Genomic DNA, 20694 nt, shown 5'->3' with positions numbered 1-20694 from the left:
TTTTGCCTTGCCATAATTTCTAAAATTTTAAATTAATAATTGTTTCAAATTCCCTCAATCATCATCCTGTTGCAACACCTTTCGATTGATTTCTAAACAAAGATTACACTTAAACAAATAATTTAGAACACAGCTATATTCCATATGTCCTACAGTGGTATAAATGTCATTTATAAACATAAATGTCACTCTGCATCGAAAATAGAACCAAACAATATTTATATGCTTTTACATATAAATACATTTTATTTAACAGATTATATGCTTTTGCATATAATTTACTATATTTGCTTAAAATCAATGCAAAAGCATATAATTATGAACACACTAGCCGATTTTGTAAAAGAGAAAAGAAACGAAGTAAAACTCACTCAGGAAGCCTTTGCGGAACGCGCTGGAGTAGCACTTACCGTCATTCGAAAAATAGAACAAGGAAAGGAAAACCTCAACCTCGAAAAAGTAAACCAAGTGCTCAAAATGTTTGGGCATATCTTGGCACCGGTAAATGCAAGGGAATTATCCAAAATTGAATACTAAATAATATGAGAAAAGCAGCCGTATATTATAAAGAGTTTCTGGCCGGCATCCTCACGGAAACGGACGACGGGGATTACACCTTCGAATACGACCAAAATTATGCAATGGAACATCCCAAAGAAGGAATCAGCTTGACGATGCCGGTCAGGTCAAAAAGCTATACAGACAAACGATTATTTCCTTTTTTCGAAGGATTGATCCCAGAAGGATGGCTTTTGGATATTGCATCTAAAAACTGGAAAATAAATCCAAATGACAGAATGGGCTTGCTCTTGGCTTGTTGCCAGAATTGCATCGGAGCGGTTAGTATTCAACCAATATCAAACGAAAATGAGTAAAAAGTGTCTATACTGCTACAAACCATTGGAGGACAAAAGTGTTGGTGATTTCCACGAACAGTGCAGCCTAGAGTTTTTCGGCACCAAACAGCCACCAGTATTCGAGCATTCATTAAAACAAATGGCAGAATTGGCTAAAAACGTGGTGGAACGGAGTGTGGCAGTTCCAGGTGTACAACCAAAACTATCCCTATCCATCGTGAATGACTCTCTGCAGGACGGAAACAAAGGGCGTCTTACCGTTGTTGGAGCCTTGGGAGGAAATTACATTTTCAAACCACCATCCGACCAATTTATTGAAATGCCAGAAAACGAACACCTGACGATGCGCATTGCCGAAGCTTTCGGAATCAACACCGTAAAGTCTAGCTTGATCAGATTGCAATCCGGCGAACTATCTTACATTACCAAACGCATCGACCGAACAGACTCGGGAGAGAAGATCCATATGCTCGATATGTTCCAGATCACGGAGGCTTTTGATAAATACAAAAGCTCAATGGAAAAAGTAGGCAAAGCCATAAATGAATATTCGGACAACACCCTGTTGGACAAATTGTATTTTCTGGAATTGGGTGTTTTCAGTTTCCTCACCGGAAACAATGATATGCACTTGAAAAACTTCTCGATGATCCATTCCGGCGAAATCTGGACATTGGCTCCAGCCTATGATCTATTGAACGTAGCCATTGTAAACCCGGACGACACTGAAGAACTTGCCCTAACATTGGAAGGCAAAAAGAAAAAACTCAAATGGGAGAATTTCGAAAGACTAGGCATCAACCTCGGACTTAACGAAAAACAAATAAAAGGAATCGCAAAACGCTTCCAGAAAAACAAGGCCGTCGCCATCCAATGGATCAACAATTCATTCCTGTCGGAGGAGTACAAGGAGAAATACAAGACCCTATTGGAAGAAAGATACCGTAGCTTGTTTCTGCGGGAATAAACGCATCCTTTTTTTGATTAATTTTACTCCAAGAAACTTTGGCCAACAGTACATTAGTGTATCTCAAAGCCCAATCAAAGCCATAGATAGAGTATGAGAACCGAAAACAAGAGATTGTGTATCTACCCTAAGGACATACAACGCATAACAGGAAAGAGTTATCGCCAAAGCATTAGACTACTTCAAAAAATGAGAATTAAGTTAAACAAACTAGAGGATCAGTTTGTGTCTATTGAAGAATTTTGTCAATTTACGAGTCTGAAAATTGAACAAGTTGAACCTTTGATAATCGGATAGAAATTATAATTAAGCTATTCAAAATTTAATCTTTAGCAGTTCAATAAAAATAGCGAACTAGTTCGTGTTTTGACAAATTGCAACCCATTCTTAGAAGTGTTTTTTGTATATTTACAGTCAATAACACAGCTGAAAAACTGTCAAAATTTGAAGTGGCACTTGAATGAAAAAACAGATATAAAATACTATATATCAACCACATAGCAAAATAGAACTTTCCCTCTTTCTCTACAGAATTGAAGCCATAACATCTATTAATCAGTGAGTTAGTTTTTTGTTTTTTGTTTTACTTCTAGCCTACATTTAGATTACATAATTATTATAGAACTGCAGAAAGCAATCAATAATACCAATAAACCCATATTAGTTGATATTAGCCTCTAAATTCAAAAAAAGACAACGGAGAAACATTATATAAAACGTTGCTGTAAGACATCGTAAAATCTTCTTTTAGTCTCTTTTTGCTACAGCACTAATTTTAAATAGAATTAAAGATCATTTAAGAAAAATCGAGTACCATTTTTGATTTTTCCCTATAATTTGACGGGGGACTTTCTACCATAGTACATCACTGCTTTTATATCTCTCATATTTTTATTTGTCTACTTAAAAAGCAAATTTTAGGGCGAGAAACTACTTGTACCAGCTTAAGATTGTTGTAAAACTGCCTACTAGCTATTTAAAAAGGTCTAGTGTAAGGGCTTTCTTAGCTGAGATTATAACAACGCAAGAGTAAGTACTATTTTTATTAAGGAGTAGGCTTTCAAGATGTCTGTGATTGGTAAAATAAGATCTCTCAAATCAGTACCACCCCGTTTATAGTATATTATATGATTCCAAATTTATATTTAAGGCGGGGTTTTATATTGGCGGGAATCAGTTTGTCCAATTGCCTCTTGTCACTTCCTTGCAGACAGATACGCTGCAACCATGTAAAATACAATGCACCTATATAGGATCAAATCTTGGTCCCAAGCGTGCAAAACGACAATCATACCAATTTGGAATTCTTTCTTTCTGCAAAAACTACAAAGTAGCCCAAGCTGACTCAAAAAGGATATCACAGACCGCTAATTATATAATATTAAAAATAATTGTATAACATTCTCTATGTAGAGTTTTGTAAATTTACAAATATGGTAAAGAACCATTGTTTACAGCAAGTAAAAAAATTTAACGACCGCTTACTTGAAGTAAAGTAGAGTTGTAAAACATTCTAAATTTACGTAACTCAAATGAGTATAACCATAAAAGAAAAAAAATGAAAACTAAAATGCAATTAGAACAAAGCATCATAAAGATAACTAATACAATTAACCAAGAATATCCAGAGCTATCAAAATTTATTATTGAAATGCCCGAGAACAATTCGGAGAGTGAGGAAGTAACTATCAAAAGCCTTGAAGAGTATTATAATTCTTTAAAAGATCTTCTGGATAAATATGCAAAAACACATAGTGAAACGGAGATCAAAGAAATTGCTAAAACACTTGAATACGCAGACTTACAAATCTACCCGCCTTCTGAAGATATTTATCAACAATTAAAGGAAGAAAAGGATTTGAATCCAGAAGATATTACAAAAAAGAAAACACCAAACGAAAAGGACTTTAAATATGTGAAAACGGGTGCTGATTTAGATGTTCCAGGTTCAGAGCTAGACGACCAACAAGAAAATGTGGGAAGCGAAGACGAAGAAAACAATTATTACAGTACCGGCGGAGACAACCATAATGATTTAGACGAAAACAAAGAATAATATATAAAACAATTATGAAAATTCAGTTCACCACAGACAAAACAATTTTTGATGACGAAAATCAAGAAGACTATATACCTACCTAAAAATGACAACAAAGGATTTATCAAAGAGCTGTTTGTAAAATACTAGATTATCCTCACGGTTTTGATTGAACACATTAAATTGTTTGTAAATCAGTTTCCTCATTTAGTTAATAGTAGTTTTATAAAAGTATTTATATATAAAAAACGAAAAAATGACTGCTTTTTAAATTTGTAGTTAAAAGAATAATAACTGAATGAATCACAACGATGAAACAATTAAAGCAATATAAAATGGAACAAAGTATAAACAGTTTATTAGGCTACACCATTAAAGGAACTGATGGTGAAATTGGAAAAGTAGAAGAGTTCTTTTTTGATGATCAGACCTCAACCATACGGTATGTGGTGGTAAAAACGGGAGGATGGTTTTCCGAAAAAAAAGTTTTGATTTCGCCTGAAGCATTTCAAAAACTGGATTGCGAATCAAAAAAACTATCTGTAAATCTTACGCAGGAAAAAATAAAAAACAGTCCCGATATTGAAACAGACAAACCTGTTTCAGAACAACAGGAAGAGTTGATTCGTGGATACTACTCTTGGCCAGGCTATTACGGAAACGGAATGTATGGACACATGGGGCTAGGCATGTGGGGATATCCGTTAGTTGAAGTAAGAGAAACAGAAAAGGAAATGATACAAAGAAAAACGGAAAAGCAAGCTAATGAAAACCCGCATCTACGCAGCACACAGGAAGTTACAGGATATGATATTCATACGACGGACGGAAACATAGGCAAAGTAGAAGATTTTATAATTGACGATGTAAGCTGGAAAATCCATTTTCTTATTGTGGAAACCGGCAACTGGTTTTCGGGGAAAAAAGTGATTATTTCTCCACGTTGGATTAAAGATGTAAAATGGCAGGAGCAGATAGTTACTATTAATCACTCAAAGGAAGAAGTAAAAAACAGTCCCGAATATGATTCGTCGCAACCGATAAATGATTCATATGAGCATTCACTCAATGACTATTACGAAAAATAAAATAATAATTATGGAAATTTTACAACAAGCAGAAGTATTTGAAAAAGCCAAAATGAGTCATATGTCTAATAATGATAGAGTGACAGCTTCAAGAGAAGCAAAACGACTTGTATTAGCAATCAACAAAATTTATAAGAAGACAAAAGAAGCAACCTTGATGGATATAATGAAGCGGTTAACCATTAAGAAAAAAAGAATAGATATTCGATTGAAAGGAAGACCTAATTCTTGAGTATACTTATACTATTAACCCCTAATAAACAAACGCCATGGAAAATCATATTGTAAAAATAATTTCAGTGGAACCAGTAACGCATGATGTAAAGCGATTTACAATCCAAAAGCCAGAAGGTTTCAAATTCATACCTGGACAGGCAACCGAAGTGTCCGTAAATACTCCTACTCTTAAACATGAAAAGCGACCTTTTACTTTTACAAGTTTAAATGATAATAGGCACCTTGAATTTACAATCAAAATTTATGATAACCACAACGGAGTTACAAAAGAATTAGGAAAATTAAAGCTCGGTGACGAACTTATCATCCGTGATGTTTGGGGCGCAATTGAATATAAAGGCGAAGGAGTATTCATTGCTGGTGGTGCAGGTGTTACACCATTCATTGCAATTCTGCGGCAGTTACAGGCGGATGACAAAATTGCAAACAACAAACTAATTTTTACCAATAAAACCGAAAAAGATATAATTCTAAAAAAAGAATTTAATGAAATGCTCGGCAAGAATTTCATCAACACGCTCACTGATGAAAAAAAAGAGGGGTACGAAAATGGTAGGATTGATTATACTTTTCTAAAAGAAAAAATAGACAACTTTAAACAGCATTTCTATGTTTGTGGTCCACCACAATTTGTAACGGCCATTTCAGAAGCACTCACACAATTAGGAGCGAAAACTGATACAGTAGTTTTTGAGAAATAATCGGTGAGATTTGTTAAAACTGCTTTAACGATTTGATTGCTTTTTTCTCGAATTTAGAATTATAAAAAAAATCTTTTAAATTTATATTGTGCATGATACAAACGCATCCGATAGCAATAAATTATGAAAAGAAACATAAAAACGATAATAACTAAAAACATATTTCGTCTCCCACTGGATATTCCGGGGCAAACTGAACACCCTATTCCGGTTCAAATTGGACAGTTTTGATGATGATTTTTAGTCCTACTTTGTGATCAAATCAAAAAGATAATTAATGCCTAATCAAAGCCATAGATAGAGTATGTGAACAAATAACAAGAGATTGTGTATCTACCCGAAAGACATACAACGCATAACAGGAAAGAGTTATCGTCAAAGCATAATACTACTGCAAAAAATGAAGATTAAGTCGAATAAACTAGAAGAAAAGTTTGTGTCTATTGAAGAATTTTGCTAATTTATGAGCCTAAAAATTAAACAAGTTGAACCTTTAATAATTGGATCGAATTTATGTTTTAGGTGACTAAATTTTGAACCGTTTCCAGTTCAATAATAGTACTCAACTAGTTCAAATTATTACAATTAATCATTAATTCCAGCAAAAAAATCCTTATATTTGAGTAATTGAAATTTAGAACAATTTGCTAACATATTGAGAGGTATCAGTTGAGGTGTCACTTAAAATAAAAGCTTTTTGAAGCCTTATCTTACAGCACTTAAAAAAAATAAACAAATCCCTCTTTCTCCGCAAAAGAAAAACCTAATTTTTTTTCATATTTTTATATATACTTTTTTCTATTACTCTAATCTCTAAAGTGTTCGACTGTGAAAAAGAGTTCGACAGTCGAACTCTAACGGTTCTTTTAAACACAACTTTTTATCTTTAAAAAACTTAGAATTATTGAAAAATGTTAAAAACAGTTAGGTAAATATTTTAAACCTAAAAAATAATCATTGAATTAAAAAAAAAATCAAATCACTTAAAATCAAATGATTACATTACAATTTTAAGTTGTCAAAAAAAGTTAATATAGGAATTAGGTGTTCGATTGTAGTCCCATCGACTCCACTTTAAAAAAATCGTAATAAGCTGTATTTTAAGCTTTTACGATTTTTTTATTTTACTATTTCCCAACAAAATAAATTAAAATTTATTTACAATAGAATACAATCCTATTTTTTGTTTTTAGCTTGTAAATTCCATTCCTGATTCATAGAAGCGTTTCACAGAAAACATTGTTATATGGCTTTGCATATCCCTCTTTTATCAAAATTTCGTTTAAAACTCTACCAATCATTTAGAATTAGATAGCCAAGTTTGCTTTATTGCAACCTAAATAGTTACAGATAGGATAATTCACTCCGCAATTAGGTTCGAACATAAGGGTGAATCAATGCGTAAAAAAATGAAAAATAATTAGAAAAAAACATCTAATTTTGATCCCAGAAAATATCATTAAAAAAGTGGTACAGTTTCACCGGAATACTTATTAAGTGGTTCGTTAACCGAATAAGGTGTCATAAATGTATGTGAGTTTTAAATAAATTTGTTCATCTAAATCTGAAAACATAAAATTATAATGAATGTAAAAGTTATTAATAATTACGCCAAACTAAAAACAACTTTGTTTTTTTTACCGCTTATATTGTTATTGGTTATTCTTATATTTCTTTTCAGCCAAGATTCTTTAACTACTTTTAAGTATGTACAAATTCAAAAGGACTACTTTTTATATATTAACCATTATTTAGGTCAATATCCAAATTTAGAATACAATCTTACCCAATTAGGCGATGCCTCTGTTTTTTTGTCATTTTTAATTATTTTCATCGTGTATGCTCCTAAAATATGGGAGGCAATATTAACAGCTTCATTGGCTTCCCTCCTATTTTCTTGCCTCTTAAAAAACTTGTTCTTAGTACCTCGACCTGCTCAAATTTTTGACAATCATAGTTTTATCATTGTAGGAAAAACAGCTATCGGATTTAGTAGTTTGCCTTCTGGGCATTCCATTACAGTTTTTACTATACTCACCGTTTTGTTGTTTGCATTTATGACTGAAAAGTTAAACTATAAAATCTTATGGGTCTTTTCTGTTGTATTTACAGGATTGATTATTGTGTTTTCCAGAGTGGGTGTTGGAGCACATCATCCGCTAGACGTCATTATAGGCAGTATTATAGGATATATTTCGGGTCTTATTGGTATTTTTGCCAGCCGAAAATATAAAATATGGAATTGGGTGAATAATAAAAAATACTATCCAATTTTTATTCTGTTGATTGTGATCTGCGGTATTTCATTCATCATCAAAATAAATCGAGAAAGTTTCATCATATTTGATTTGGCGTTAATTAGTTTAATTGTTTCACTTTATAAAATCATTCATGTATACGTTAAAAAATAATTTAAAATTAACTCATTTTGTCTTATTGATGAGTTTTCTTAATTTTATATTCTTTCATTATCCGTTTTTTAAATTTGTGTTTAATAACGTTGAATATAAAAACTTGAACGGAATGTTTTTAATTCTTAGTTTGATGATTCTAATGTTAGTGCTAAATGCTTTCGTTTTTTTTCTGCTTTTTTTCCTGTCGCGTTATGTTGGGAAATTTCTTTTAGTGTTGTTCTTTATAATAAATTCAGTTGCCGTTTACTTCGTTAATACCTATAGTGTTATCATTGACGAAAGTATGATAGGCAATATACTTAATACCAATTATGACGAGTCTAGCAGTTTTTTTTCGTTCAAATTAGTTGTATACTTACTTTTTCTGGGCATAATTCCTAGTATTTATATCATCAAAGTTAAAGTCATAAATGTTACAGTAAAAAGATTTTTTGTCCTGATCTCATTGACTTTATTATTTATTTTAGGTTTAGTAATTGCCAATTCAAGTAATGTTTTGTGGATTGATAAAAATTCAAAAACTTTGGGCGGACTTGCAATGCCTTGGTCTTATACTGTAAATATTTCACTTTTTTATGCACATGAATCCAAAAAAAATGAAAAAGAAATTTTATTACCAAATGCAACAATAAAAGATAATCAAAAATCAGTTGTAGTTTTAGTTATTGGCGAATCTGCAAGAAGTCAAAATTTTTCTTTGTATGGATACAACAAAAACACAAATCCCCTACTCTCTAAAACTAATAATGTATTTCATTTTAATGCAAAATCGGATGCAACCTATACCACTGCAGGTGTGAAAAGTATTTTAGAACATAAAAACACCGATGATTTGTATGAAATTTTGCCCAATTATTTGTATCGAAATAATGTTGATGTTATTTGGAGAACAACAAATTGGGGAGAGCCACCAATTCATATAAAAAATTATCAAAACAGAGCATTTCTAATGCCAAATTGCAAAGGCGATGGCTGTAATTATGATGAAGTACTTTTGAGCGGATTAAAAGAACAAATTTTAGCCAGTAAAAAGAATAAAATATTAATCGTTTTACATACAAGTACAAGTCATGGACCTACATACAGCAAGAAATATCCCTCTGAATTTGAGACTTTTAAACCCGTTTGCAAAAGCGTTGAATTAGCTAATTGTTCTCAAACAGAACTAATCAATGCTTACGACAATACCATTGTGTATACCGATTATATATTAGCCAATATAATTAAAGATTTAAAGCAATTGACTGCCTATAAAAGTACTATGATTTTTGTGTCTGACCATGGTGAATCTTTGGGAGAAAAAAACCTATACATGCATGGTTTACCTTTGAGTATTGCACCAAAAGAACAATATGAAATCCCTTTTATAGTTTGGTATTCTGATAACAGTTCAAAACATTTAAAACCTAATGAGATGTTGTCTCAAAACCATGTATTTCACAGTGTTTTAAATTTTTTAAATATTCAAAGTCCTATTTATAACGAAGAATTGAACATTTTTAAATAAGTAAAACTTCGTATCTCTTTTAGTAAAAACATTTTTAACCCTTGTAATTCAGTGCTTTTTATTCACAAACTATTTAAAATGATTACTTTCAAGAAATCGATCATTTGATTTATATTGTCAATATAGTAGTGACCAAAAGAGCATTACCGTTTTTCGGTTTCTGGCGTTGCGAGTTTTTAAGTCCTGCTTGACTATTTTCTGCTTGAAGTATAATCTTAATTAACCTGGATTTGTTGATTTGTAAAAGTATATTTGCTATTCTTTCCATATCTTGGTTGAGACACTATTTATCATCAACCGTCAATTCATTGCTAATTTAATTATAAAACTTCGAGGTCGGTATCTAACTAACCGCATATTATTTCTTTATGACAAATATTATTTGCCTTTACCATCCTTTTGATATAAATTATTAAATATTGTGCATCTAAGTAATGACTAAAATTTAATGTCGTATTTTAATAAAGCACTAAATTTCTTTACCACAGATTTCACAGATTAGCACAGATTAATTCGTTATGTAATTTTAAAAATCTTTTTAATCCTTACAATCTGTGGCAAAAACTCTTTTTAATAATTGCGACAATATATCTTTCTTGCTACTTATCAAATAAATACACTAACAACAAACATATTTATCACGTATAATCTGTTGAATTTAATATAATTTGCTTGAAAAATTAAATGGAAAACTGGTGTTTTTAATGCGTTTGATTTGTGATATTTATCATTTTTAGAGCATTACTTTCAAAAAGACTATATTTGCAAAAAATTTAAGCAAATGACTACTTTTGAGCAATTCAATCTTCCTAAATCCGTACAAAAAGCGATAGATGATTTAGGGTTTACAACTCCTACTCCTATTCAAGAAAAAACATTTTCTGTGATAATGTCAGGAAGAGATATGATGGGAATCGCTCAAACCGGTACTGGTAAAACATTTGCTTACCTTTTGCCTTTGTTGAAACTATATAAATTTACTCCCGGGCATACCCCAAAAATAGTGCTCCTGGTTCCTACTCGTGAACTTGTTGTACAAGTTGCGGAAGAAATTGAGAAATTGACAAAATACATGTCGGTTCGTACTATTGGAATCTTTGGAGGTGTCAATATCAATACCCAAAAGAAAGCAGTGTATGCAGGTTGCGACATACTAGTGGGAACTCCAGGAAGAATCATGGATTTAACGCTGGATAATGTGATTCGTTTTGAAGAAATGCAAAAGCTGGTAATAGATGAGTTTGATGAAATGCTGAATTTAGGTTTCCGTACCCAATTGACCTCTATATTGGCCATGATGCCTAAAAAACGTCAAAACATTCTGTTTTCAGCAACTATGACAGATGAAGTAGATGCGATTTTGAATGATTATTTTGATTATCCTCAAGAAGTTACGCTTTCGGCATCAGGAACACCTCTGGAAAACATCAAACAAATATCCTATCAGGTTCCTAATTTTAATACTAAAATAAACCTTTTAAAACACTTATTACAAGAAAACGAAGACATGAGTCGTGTGCTGGTGTTTGTCAATAATAAGAAAATTTCTGATATGGTTCACGAACGAATCGAGGAGGATTTTGAAGGTCAGTTTGGAGTAATTCACTCGAATAAATCACAAAATTATCGTTTGAGTACGATGGCTTCGTTCCAAGAAGGAAATTTACGTGGTTTGATTACTACTGACATCATGGCCAGAGGTTTGGATATTTCTAATATTACCCACGTTATCAATTTTGAAATGCCTGAATTACCTGAACTATATATGCACAGAATTGGTCGAACCGGTCGTGCAGATGCTACAGGAACCGCTATAAGTCTTATCGCACCTCGCGAAGAAGAATTTAAAGTAGAGATTGAAGTGCTGATGAATATGGAATTAGCTATTGAACCTTTCCCAGAAACCGTAGAAATTTCATCAAAATTAATTGAACCTGAAAAAGAGAGACAACCGATCAAGTTTATGATGAAAAAACAAAAACTTGACGGAGATGGCGCTTTTCAAGAGAAAAGTAAAAAGAATAAAAAAGTCAATTTAGGCGGCCCTGGTGTAACTAAGAAAAAAACACATGGTTCTGTAAATAGGAATATGCTAAAAACCAGAGACAAAAAGAGAAAAGACAAGAACAAATAGTGATCAGTATTCCGTGTTTAGTGTTCATTTTCTAAATCCTGATTTTTTTCTGAACATCGGGGTCTAAAGATAAAAATAAATAGTAAAAAGTGTTGAAAAATAATTTCCGTTTTTCAACACTTTTTTTGTGAGTTTTTAATTTTAATTCTTAGTGAAAACCAAGCAAACCGGAGAACACAAAACAATTTTTTTACCAGTATCAGCAAGCAATCCAGTCTTTTTATTTCTTTTAAAAATCACTACATCATTGGTATATTGATGTGCTACTACAAGAAAATTTCCCGTTGGGTCAATGGTGAAATTTCGAGGTCCTTTTCCTAAACTACTGGTTTGCCCTTTCAATAGTAATTTTCCGTTTTTTAGAATTTCAAAAATGGTGATATTATTTGCTTCGCCGCGATTAGAGGCATATAAAAACTTCCCGTCAGGTGAAATATGGATATCCGCAGCACTAAATGATCCTTTGAAATCTTTGGCTAAAATAATCGTTTCATCAATCTTTGTCAATGTTCCGTTAGAATAACTAAATACTGTTAGCGCGCCGTCCAGTTCCTGTAATAAATAAACAAATTTACCATCTTTGCTAAAGGTTAAATGTCTGGGTCCGCTCCCGGATTTCACTGAAATGCTGTCTTTTAATTCTAAAACAGTGTGTTCAGCATTAGGATTATAAGCGTATGAATATACTTTGTCATTCCCTAAATCGTTAGACAAAACAAACTTTTTATCTGGAGAAAAATGAACCATGTGTACGTGCGGACCTTCTTGTCTTTGTGTATTAGTTCCTTTTCCATAATGTTGAATAACTTGCTTCGCTTCAGCTAGACTTCCGTCGTTATTTTTAGCAAAAACGGAAATATTTCCCCCGGAATAATTAGCAACAATTACATTTTTATCGTCATTGATTATGTAACAAGGATCCGCACCCTTGGAGCTTTGCTTGTTGATTAAGTCTAATTTTCCTCTTGCTGGATTATAGCTAAAAGAACTCACCGTACTTTTAGTCCCATTTTCGTTTACGGAATACACAAAATTATTATTTTTTGAAACCGTTAAATAACTGGGATTTATAACCTTTTCAGTCGCATTTTTAAAACTGAAATCGCCTGTGTTTGAATCAAAATCATATACATAAATTCCTTTACTGTCACAACTTTGGGTATAGGTTCCTATTAGTAAATTCAATTTGTTTTTTTGTGCATGAACACTTGTAAAAAGGAAGATTAATAGAAGAACCGCAAACGGCTTTTTCATGTTTTTAAAATTTATTAGAAAGCTAAAATACACATTATATTCCTAATGAATGTCACTAGTTTATTCCTTTGAAAAATTATAACAACTTCATCTAAAACTGTCAACAAATTTGTATTTTTGATTCCTGAAATTCAATGAACACCGTTGAAAACAAAATACAGTAAAGTAAACTCAACCTCAGAATGCATTTTAAACATCCCGAAATTTTATACTTTCTGTTCTTGTTGATTGTTCCAATTTTGGTTCATTTGTTTCAATTACGCCATTTCAAAAAAGAATATTTCACCAATGTTCGGTTCTTAAAAGCACTTTCAATTCAAACCAGAAAAAGCTCTAAAATCAAAAAATGGTTGCTTCTCGCCTGTCGTTTATTACTTCTAACTTGCCTTATTTTCGCATTTTCGCAACCTTTTTTCGAGTCCCAAGACAGCAAAAATGCCACCAATGAATTGTATATTATTTTGGACAATTCTTTTAGCATGCAAGCCAAAGGCAAAAAAGGGGAATTATTAAAAAGAGCGGTTCAGGAATTACTTGAAGAAACTCCGGAAAATGTAAATTTTTCTTTAATTACCAATTCCGAAAATTATTGGAACACGGATATAAAGTCTGTTCGTAGTGCTTTACAAAATCTAAAATACAGCCCAACTCCGTTCCAATTAGACAATATAATGGCAAAAATAAAAGCGCATAAATCAGCTTTTAATAAAGATATCGTCATCATTACGGATGCGGTAGGTCTTGATGAAAAACAACTGAAAAATAGTGATGCAACTGATTCTCCTTCATTTATAATTCCAAAAGCAGAACAAAAAAACAATGTTTCTATTGACAGCGTATTCATCCATAAAACAGTAGAAAATTTTTATGAAATTAGTGTCCAAATATCCAGTTATGGCAAGAATTTCAACCCGATTCCAATTTCTCTATACAATGAAAACAAGCTTATTGCTAAAACGATAACAACTTTAGACACAAAGAAAAGAAACCTCAGTTTCACGATTCCTAAACAATCCTTTCATGGTTATTTTTCTATAGTTGACAATGGTTTGTCTTATGACAACACGTTGTTTTTCAGTATTTCAAAAACGAAGAAAACCAACATTATCAGCATTGGAGAACTAGCGAAAAGCAACTTCCTTTCCAGAATTTATACCAGTGAAGAATTCAATTATAACAATTATACCTTAAGCACCTTAGACTATAATAAACTGGAAGAACAAGACGCGATTATTCTTAATGAATTGAATGAAATTCCGCAAGCTTTGGCAACCACTTTGAACTCTTTTGTAGAAAAAGGCGGCAATTTAATTGTGATTCCTTCGGCGATAAGTTCCATTACCAATATAAATTCTTTTTTGTCGAATTTTGGAAACCTCAAATTTAGTTCTTTAGAAAACAGAGAAAAACTGATTACTAAAATCAACTTCAATCATCCTATATTCCATAGTGTTTTTGAAAATAAAGTGACTAATTTTCAATATCCAAAGACAAAAAAATCTTTTGTAATATCCAGTTCCTCTCCTGCTGCTTTGTCTTATGAAGACCAAAGCGTTTTCTTGACATCGATAGCAAATTCGGTTTCAGTAGTTAGTTTTTTTGCTGCTCCTATTAACATCGAAAATTCAAATTTTCAGCAATCTCCATTAATTGTACCTACATTTTACAAGATGGCGATGCACAATCAAAACAACGGAGTAAATGCCTTGATAATTGGTAATAACAACCCGCATTTTATAGAAGCATCGCTAAACAAAGGCGCTATTTTAACGGCAAAAGGCTTAGACGAACAATTTATTCCTATCCAACAAATTCTGAATAATAAAGTCAAAATGACTTTCAATGATTATCCGATACAAGCAGGGAATTTCAGCATTTACAATACAAAAGAGTGGATTGAAAACATTAGTTTCAATTACAACCGAACCGAAAGTGATTTGGCTTCAGCCAATGAGACTATTCTTTCTGACTATAAAACAATCGAATCAATACCATCGTTCTTTGACACTTTACAAACTGATAGAACTGATAATCAAATTTGGAAATGGTTTGTTATCTTTGCACTGTTATTTCTAATAACCGAAATGGCAATTATACGATTCGTAAAGTAAATAACGAAGTTCAATACTTAAAAATCAATATAAAATGAGCAAGAATGTACTTTAGTCATAAAAGTCAATGCAAATTTCATATTCAATCAAAAAAACAAATAGTATCTACATATGAAATTAATCCTCAGAGACGCCAAAATTATCGATTCGAAAAGTACCTTTCATAATAAGACTGCAGATATTTTAATTGTTGATGGTTTTATACAAAAAATTGGAACCTGGCTCCCAAATCTGGATAAAGCAGACGAAATACAACTCGATAATTTACATGTCTCCCAAGGCTGGTTTGACAGTAGCGTTTCGCTTGGAGAGCCTGGTTTTGAGGACCGTGAAACCATATCAAACGGACTTACCGTAGCTGCCAAAAGTGGTTTCACGGCAATCGCATTACAACCCAACTCCTTTCCTATTATTGACAATCAATCCCAAGTCAATTTTGTTTTGAACAAAGCACAAGGATTTGCAACTCAACTGTATCCTATCGGCGCTTTGAGTAAAGAAAGTGCAGGAAAAGACATGGCTGAATTATATGATATGAAAAAAGCGGGAGCCGTTGCTTTTGGAGATTATAATAAAAGTTTAGATAATGCTAATTTGCTAAAAATAGCCTTACAATACGTTCAGGATTTTGATGGATTGATTCTTGCTTTTTCCCAAGACGAAAATATAAAAGGAAATGGAGTGGCCAATGAAGGCATAGTTTCGACCCGACTGGGTTTAAAAGGAATTCCAAATCTTGCCGAAGAAATACAAATTGCACGGAATTTATTTCTGTTAGAATATACCGGCGGAAAACTTCATATTCCAACCATTTCTACTAAAAAATCAGTACAATTAATCAAAGAGGCTAAAGCTAACGGACTAAATGTAACGTGCAGCGTGGCAGTACATCATTTAGTTCTAACTGATGAAAAACTGGAAGGTTTTGATACCCGTTATAAAATTTCTCCACCGCTTAGAACTGAAACCGATAGGAAAGCATTACTGAAAGGAATAAAAGACGGAACGATCGATATGATTACATCCGACCATAATCCGATGGATATTGAGCACAAAAAAATGGAATTTGATGGAGCCAAGAATGGAACTATTGGTCTGGAAAGTGCTTTTGGAGCTTTGATGACTGTTTTGCCATTAGAAACCGTAATAGAAAAACTCACTTCAGGAAAAACAACTTTTGGCATCGAAACAGTATCAATTAATCAAGGTTCAAAAGCAAATATTACCTTATTTAATCCGGAACCAAAAAGCATTTTTACAAAATCATCCATTTTATCCAAATCTAAAAACACTGCTTTTTTAGGAACTGAACTAAGAGGTAAAGTGTACGGAATTGTGAATCAAGGAAAATTAATTTTAGCATAAAAAAATGAATACTATTAATAATAATAATTCAGAGTCAGGAAAGACGGCCGCAATCACCAGTTATATTTTAGGAATTGGCGTATTTATTGCCATGTCTATGAACTCCGAGGACAAAAATGAATTTGCTTCATTTCACATCCGTCAAGGACTGGGACTTACTTTAACATTCATATCACTGGGATTAATCATCAGCAATTTTGACAGCCTAATGATTTCGGCTCCCATGTGGATTTTCGTATTTGTTTTATGGTCTTACGGTATTACCAGTGCTATAAAAGGAGAAACAAAACCGGTTCCATTATTGGGAACGTATTATCAAAAATGGTTATCAAACATCTCATAATCCATGAATTTATCTTTAGAATATAAAATACGAGAGCCTAAAATAAAATTAGACGAAAATCCACTTTTACTTTTATTGCACGGATACGGCAGCAATGAAGACGATTTATTTTCATTTGCAACCGAGCTTCCTGATGAATATTATATTGTTTCAGCACGTGCGCCTTATAACATGCAATACGGTGCATATGCATGGTATGCAATCAATTTTGATGCGGATCAAAATAAATTTTCGGATCACGATCAAGCCAAAGTTTCAAGAGATTTAATTGCCGGATTTATTGATGAATTAATTCAAACCTACCCCATAAATGCTGAGAAAGTCACATTGATTGGCTTCAGCCAAGGATCTATATTGAGTTATGCAATTGCACTTTCGTACCCTGAAAAGGTTCAGAAAGTAGTTGCGATGAGCGGGTACTTAAATTTAGAAATTGTCACTGAGGATTACCTAAAAAACAACTTTCATACCCTGAAAATATTTGCTTCACATGGAACAGTGGATCAAGTAATTCCAGTTGAATTGGCTAGAAAAACACCAGCAATAGTAGAAAATTTAGGGATAAATATAACCTACAAAGAATATCCTATAGGTCATGGAGTTGCTCCACAGAATTTTTATGACTTCAAAAACTGGATTTTAGAGAATGAATAAATAATATTCGTGCCGTATTCAGGTCTTTATAAACGGAATACGGCACCTTAATTATTTTTGGTACAACAACGATTGATTGACCTCAAAAGAAATACTTTTATCTTCATTGACAAAATATTTCAACAAAACTTCACCCCAAATTTCACCATCACTATAATCAGCAATAATCCATCTGTGGTTTAGTATTTTGACTTTGTTAATAATAAATTTATTTGTGCTAATTTGATCTTGACCCGTATACGGATTTCCCTTTAGGTTGGCATTCAAATCCAATAATTTTTCAGTGACGAAAGGAATCAATTTCTCGTATTGAATTGTTTTGTTAGCGCTTGTAGTATCAAAATAATTTTGAGCATTCTCATTTTTTTCCAAAGAAAAATAGTTGGCATCCACTAATTGATTCGAAACCAAACTCAGACTGTCTCTTAATTTTTTAGTGGTTTTTTCATATCTAGTTTGCTCAAATACTACTTGTTTACTCAAAAACATATACGTAAAAACAGTAGAAAGCACAGCCAGAATAGTAAGGTACAGGAATAATGAATTTTTCATTTTAAATATAATTAAATTTTAATTTCTAGATTATCATAGGCGAGATAAACATGCTCGGGGAGATTTTTTTGAACCTCTTCGTGATACCCCATGATATGACTAATGTGTGTGAGATAGGCTTTTTCTGGTTGGACCAAAGCTATAAAATCCAACGCTTCTTTTAAATTGAAATGCGTTTCATGAGACTCTTCCCGTAAAGCATTTACAACCAATACCTTTAGATTTTTTAACTTGACTATTTCACTTTTTTCAATAGTTTTCACATCCGTTAAGTAGGCAAAATCATCAATTCGATACCCAAAAACCTGAAGATTTCCATGCATGACACTGATGGGGACAACCGTTTTGTTGCCAATGGCAAATGACTGGTTGTTGACAACTTCAATAGTTGTAACAGAAGGCGCACCGGGATATTTATTGACCGTTTCAAAAACATAATCGAAACGTCTTTTTAGATTAGTTATAACCCGTTGATGTGCATAAATTGGAATTTCTCCTTGTTTGAAATTAAAAGGCCGAATATCATCGATTCCTGCGGTATGATCCGCATGTTCATGAGTAAATAAAATACCATCTACTTTCTGGCAATTTGACGCAAGCATTTGCTGTCTGAAATCAGGTCCGCAATCAATTACAAAAGAATAATTCTCCCAAGAAATCCATACAGAGACGCGCAGTCTTTTATCTTTAGAATCAGAGCTTTTACAAACAGGATGATTACTACCAATAACAGGAATGCCTTGTGATGTACCAGTTCCTAAAAAATATACCGTCAACTTTCTTTATTTTATTTGCAAAAATAGGGTTAATTCCCTTTCATTAGAAACCTATTTAACTAACTTTACAAAATATTAGCCATATTAAAAGAAAATGGATACAGAAATAAAATTAAAAGGTGATAAAATCATCGAACAAATCCCTTCAGTCAAAGATAAAGCACTTCGTATCAATTTGAACGAAAATATCTATGGAACTTTTGCAGAAATTGGCGCTGGACAGGAAACTGTAAGACATTTTTTTAGATCTGGTGGATCGTCAGGTACAATTGCAAAAGCAATGTCAGCCTATGACAAAGACTTTAGCGATGCCGTTTATGGAATTGAAGAGGACGGTCGTTATGTGACCGAAAGTCGACTCAAAAAAATGCTTTCTCATGAAGTAAATCTAATAGAGAAAAGGCTAAGCAGAGAAAAACATCCTAATAAAATGTTTTTTAGCTATGCGAATACCGTGGCCACTATTGACTTTGCCAAACAATTCAAAGGACATGGCTGGGTTGGTATTAGTTATCAAATTGAGCCGGATGAGGATTATAATGAAATTATTCTTCACATTCGATTTAAAGAAACTGATGTGCGTTTGCAACAGGAAACATTGGGTATTCTGGGCGTAAATTTAATTTACGGGGCGTATTACAAATACAATGATCCCAAACGTCTCTTGCGTTATTTGTATGACCATTTAGACAAAGATCAATTAGAAATAGACACCATAAATTTCTCAGGTCCACGTTTTGCTGATGTTGATAATCGTTTGATGAGTTTACAATTAGTCAAAAATGGAATGACTGATGCCGTTATGTTTAATCCTGATGGAATAAACATACTTCCTGCTGCTATATTATACAAGAAAAACATCCTTGCTTTTAGGGGTAGTTTTCGTCCGGTTACAAAAGTCAACATGGACATGTATGAGAAATCATTAAAAATGTTTTTAAATGAGAACAAGGTCAGTCCGGAAAACACATTAGTGATTTTTGAAATTACATTATCCAACCTACGATCTGATGGAGAAATCGATGAAAGAGATTTTATGGATCGAGCTGAATTACTCTGTTCACTTGGACAAACCGTAATGATTTCAAATTTTCAGGAATATTACAAGGTAGTGGAGTATTTTGCGAATTATACCAAAGCCAGAATGGGATTAGCCATGGGCGTGAATAATTTAATAGATATTTTTGACGAGAAATATTACCGTCATTTAAGTGGCGGAATTCTGGAAGCTTTCGGGAAATTATTCTACCGCGACATGAAAGTATTCTTGTATCCAATGATTGGGGAAAATGGAGAAATAATCACCTCCGAAAATTTAAAAGTACACCCAAGAATGAAAGAACTCTATAAATTCTTTAAATTCAACGGAAAAGTAGTTGATATAGATGATTATGACCCCTCTATTTTAGAGGTGTTCTCTCGTGAAGTTTTAAATATGATTAATAATGGAAAGCCCGGTTGGGAAACAATGCTTCCCCCTGGTATTGCAGAAATAATTAAGGAACACAGACTTTTTGGATTTGATCCTAATAAAGTTTTGAAGGAAATCAATTCGTGAATCAGTAGTCAAATTTTGAGTTAAATTAAAAACAAAGTCCAGAGCTGGGGTCGATTAAAACCGCAGATCTGGACTTTGTTTATTATTAAAAGTTGGTTTGTATTTATATTTGCAAATGCAATAAAGGATGACTACCAC

The 20694-nt window shown here is 32.7% G+C and carries 18 protein-coding genes; 15 read left to right on the top strand and 3 right to left on the bottom strand.

Annotated features, from left to right (window positions below; translation table 11 throughout):
* Positions 1-318: 318 nt before the first annotated feature.
* The 10 genes from EKM03_RS14115 to EKM03_RS14060 all read left to right on the top strand — a co-directional run bounded on the left by EKM03_RS14115 (position 319) and on the right by EKM03_RS14060 (position 11943).
* Positions 319-537 carry a helix-turn-helix domain-containing protein gene (locus tag EKM03_RS14115; RefSeq protein WP_126562069.1) on the top strand — a complete coding sequence of 73 codons (219 nt, stop codon included), beginning with the start codon at positions 319-321 and terminating at the stop codon, positions 535-537.
* A gap of 5 nt (positions 538-542) precedes the next feature.
* Entirely contained in the window at positions 543-875 is a 333-nt protein-coding gene (locus EKM03_RS14110) for a HipA N-terminal domain-containing protein (protein WP_126562070.1), read from the top strand.
* Positions 868-1824: a HipA domain-containing protein gene (locus EKM03_RS14105; RefSeq protein WP_126562071.1), complete on the top strand. Its 957-nt coding sequence runs from the start codon at positions 868-870 to the stop codon at positions 1822-1824. The genes EKM03_RS14110 and EKM03_RS14105 overlap by 8 nt, the downstream gene beginning before the upstream one ends.
* Before the next feature lie 1558 nt (positions 1825-3382).
* Entirely contained in the window at positions 3383-3880 is a 498-nt protein-coding gene (locus EKM03_RS14095; RefSeq protein ID WP_233584107.1) for a hypothetical protein, read from the top strand.
* A 317-nt stretch (positions 3881-4197) separates the two neighbouring features.
* Complete coding sequence (locus tag EKM03_RS14090) at positions 4198-4950, top strand: PRC-barrel domain-containing protein (RefSeq protein ID WP_158616375.1); 753 nt, start codon at positions 4198-4200, stop codon at positions 4948-4950.
* 10 nt (positions 4951-4960) lie between these two features.
* Complete coding sequence (locus EKM03_RS14085; RefSeq protein ID WP_126740638.1) at positions 4961-5182, top strand: hypothetical protein; 222 nt, start codon at positions 4961-4963, stop codon at positions 5180-5182.
* A gap of 37 nt (positions 5183-5219) precedes the next feature.
* Positions 5220-5888 (top strand): FAD-binding oxidoreductase, encoded by a 669-nt coding sequence (locus tag EKM03_RS14080; protein ID WP_126455377.1) that lies wholly within the window; start codon positions 5220-5222, stop codon positions 5886-5888.
* 1583 nt (positions 5889-7471) lie between these two features.
* Positions 7472-8299, top strand: coding sequence for a phosphatase PAP2 family protein (locus tag EKM03_RS14070; protein WP_199739627.1), 828 nt, complete (start codon positions 7472-7474; stop codon positions 8297-8299).
* A complete protein-coding gene (gene eptA, locus EKM03_RS14065) occupies positions 8280-9809 on the top strand; it encodes a phosphoethanolamine--lipid A transferase EptA (protein ID WP_126740637.1) in 1530 nt (509 codons plus the stop codon). The genes EKM03_RS14070 and eptA overlap by 20 nt, the downstream gene beginning before the upstream one ends.
* 781 nt (positions 9810-10590) lie before the next feature.
* Positions 10591-11943 (top strand): DEAD/DEAH box helicase, encoded by a 1353-nt coding sequence (locus tag EKM03_RS14060; RefSeq protein ID WP_126740636.1) that lies wholly within the window; start codon positions 10591-10593, stop codon positions 11941-11943.
* Between the two features lie 141 nt (positions 11944-12084).
* On the opposite strand, the gene EKM03_RS14055 is transcribed toward EKM03_RS14060, so the two are convergent.
* Positions 12085-13197 carry a lactonase family protein gene (locus EKM03_RS14055; protein ID WP_126562076.1) on the bottom strand — a complete coding sequence of 371 codons (1113 nt, stop codon included), beginning with the start codon at positions 13195-13197 and terminating at the stop codon, positions 12085-12087.
* Between the two features lie 182 nt (positions 13198-13379).
* On the opposite strand from EKM03_RS14055, the gene EKM03_RS14050 reads away from it, so the two are divergent.
* The 4 genes from EKM03_RS14050 (at position 13380) to EKM03_RS14035 (ending at position 17670) form a co-directional block, all read left to right on the top strand.
* Positions 13380-15308: a BatA domain-containing protein gene (locus tag EKM03_RS14050; protein ID WP_126740635.1), complete on the top strand. Its 1929-nt coding sequence runs from the start codon at positions 13380-13382 to the stop codon at positions 15306-15308.
* A 111-nt stretch (positions 15309-15419) separates the two neighbouring features.
* Complete coding sequence (locus tag EKM03_RS14045; protein WP_126740634.1) at positions 15420-16673, top strand: dihydroorotase family protein; 1254 nt, start codon at positions 15420-15422, stop codon at positions 16671-16673.
* A gap of 4 nt (positions 16674-16677) precedes the next feature.
* Complete coding sequence (locus EKM03_RS14040) at positions 16678-17016, top strand: hypothetical protein (protein WP_126455457.1); 339 nt, start codon at positions 16678-16680, stop codon at positions 17014-17016.
* 3 nt (positions 17017-17019) lie between these two features.
* Positions 17020-17670: an alpha/beta hydrolase gene (locus tag EKM03_RS14035; RefSeq protein ID WP_126740633.1), complete on the top strand. Its 651-nt coding sequence runs from the start codon at positions 17020-17022 to the stop codon at positions 17668-17670.
* Between the two features lie 51 nt (positions 17671-17721).
* On the opposite strand, the gene EKM03_RS14030 is transcribed toward EKM03_RS14035, so the two are convergent.
* The gene (locus EKM03_RS14030; protein WP_126740632.1) at positions 17722-18222 is read right to left on the bottom strand and encodes a hypothetical protein; all 501 of its coding nucleotides are present in this window, start codon (positions 18220-18222) and stop codon (positions 17722-17724) included.
* 11 nt (positions 18223-18233) lie between these two features.
* Positions 18234-18998 (bottom strand): MBL fold metallo-hydrolase, encoded by a 765-nt coding sequence (locus EKM03_RS14025; protein ID WP_126463392.1) that lies wholly within the window; start codon positions 18996-18998, stop codon positions 18234-18236.
* A 94-nt stretch (positions 18999-19092) separates the two neighbouring features.
* Here EKM03_RS14025 and EKM03_RS14020 point away from each other — a divergent pair, with 94 nt between their 5' ends.
* Entirely contained in the window at positions 19093-20556 is a 1464-nt protein-coding gene (locus EKM03_RS14020; protein ID WP_126463394.1) for a TonB-dependent receptor, read from the top strand.
* Positions 20557-20694 lie beyond the last annotated feature (138 nt).

Source organism: Flavobacterium sp. GSP6, assembly GCF_003984855.1.
GTDB lineage: Bacteria > Bacteroidota > Bacteroidia > Flavobacteriales > Flavobacteriaceae > Flavobacterium.
Note: the sequence above shows the minus strand (reverse complement) of the source record. Positions and strands in the feature narration are given on the sequence as shown.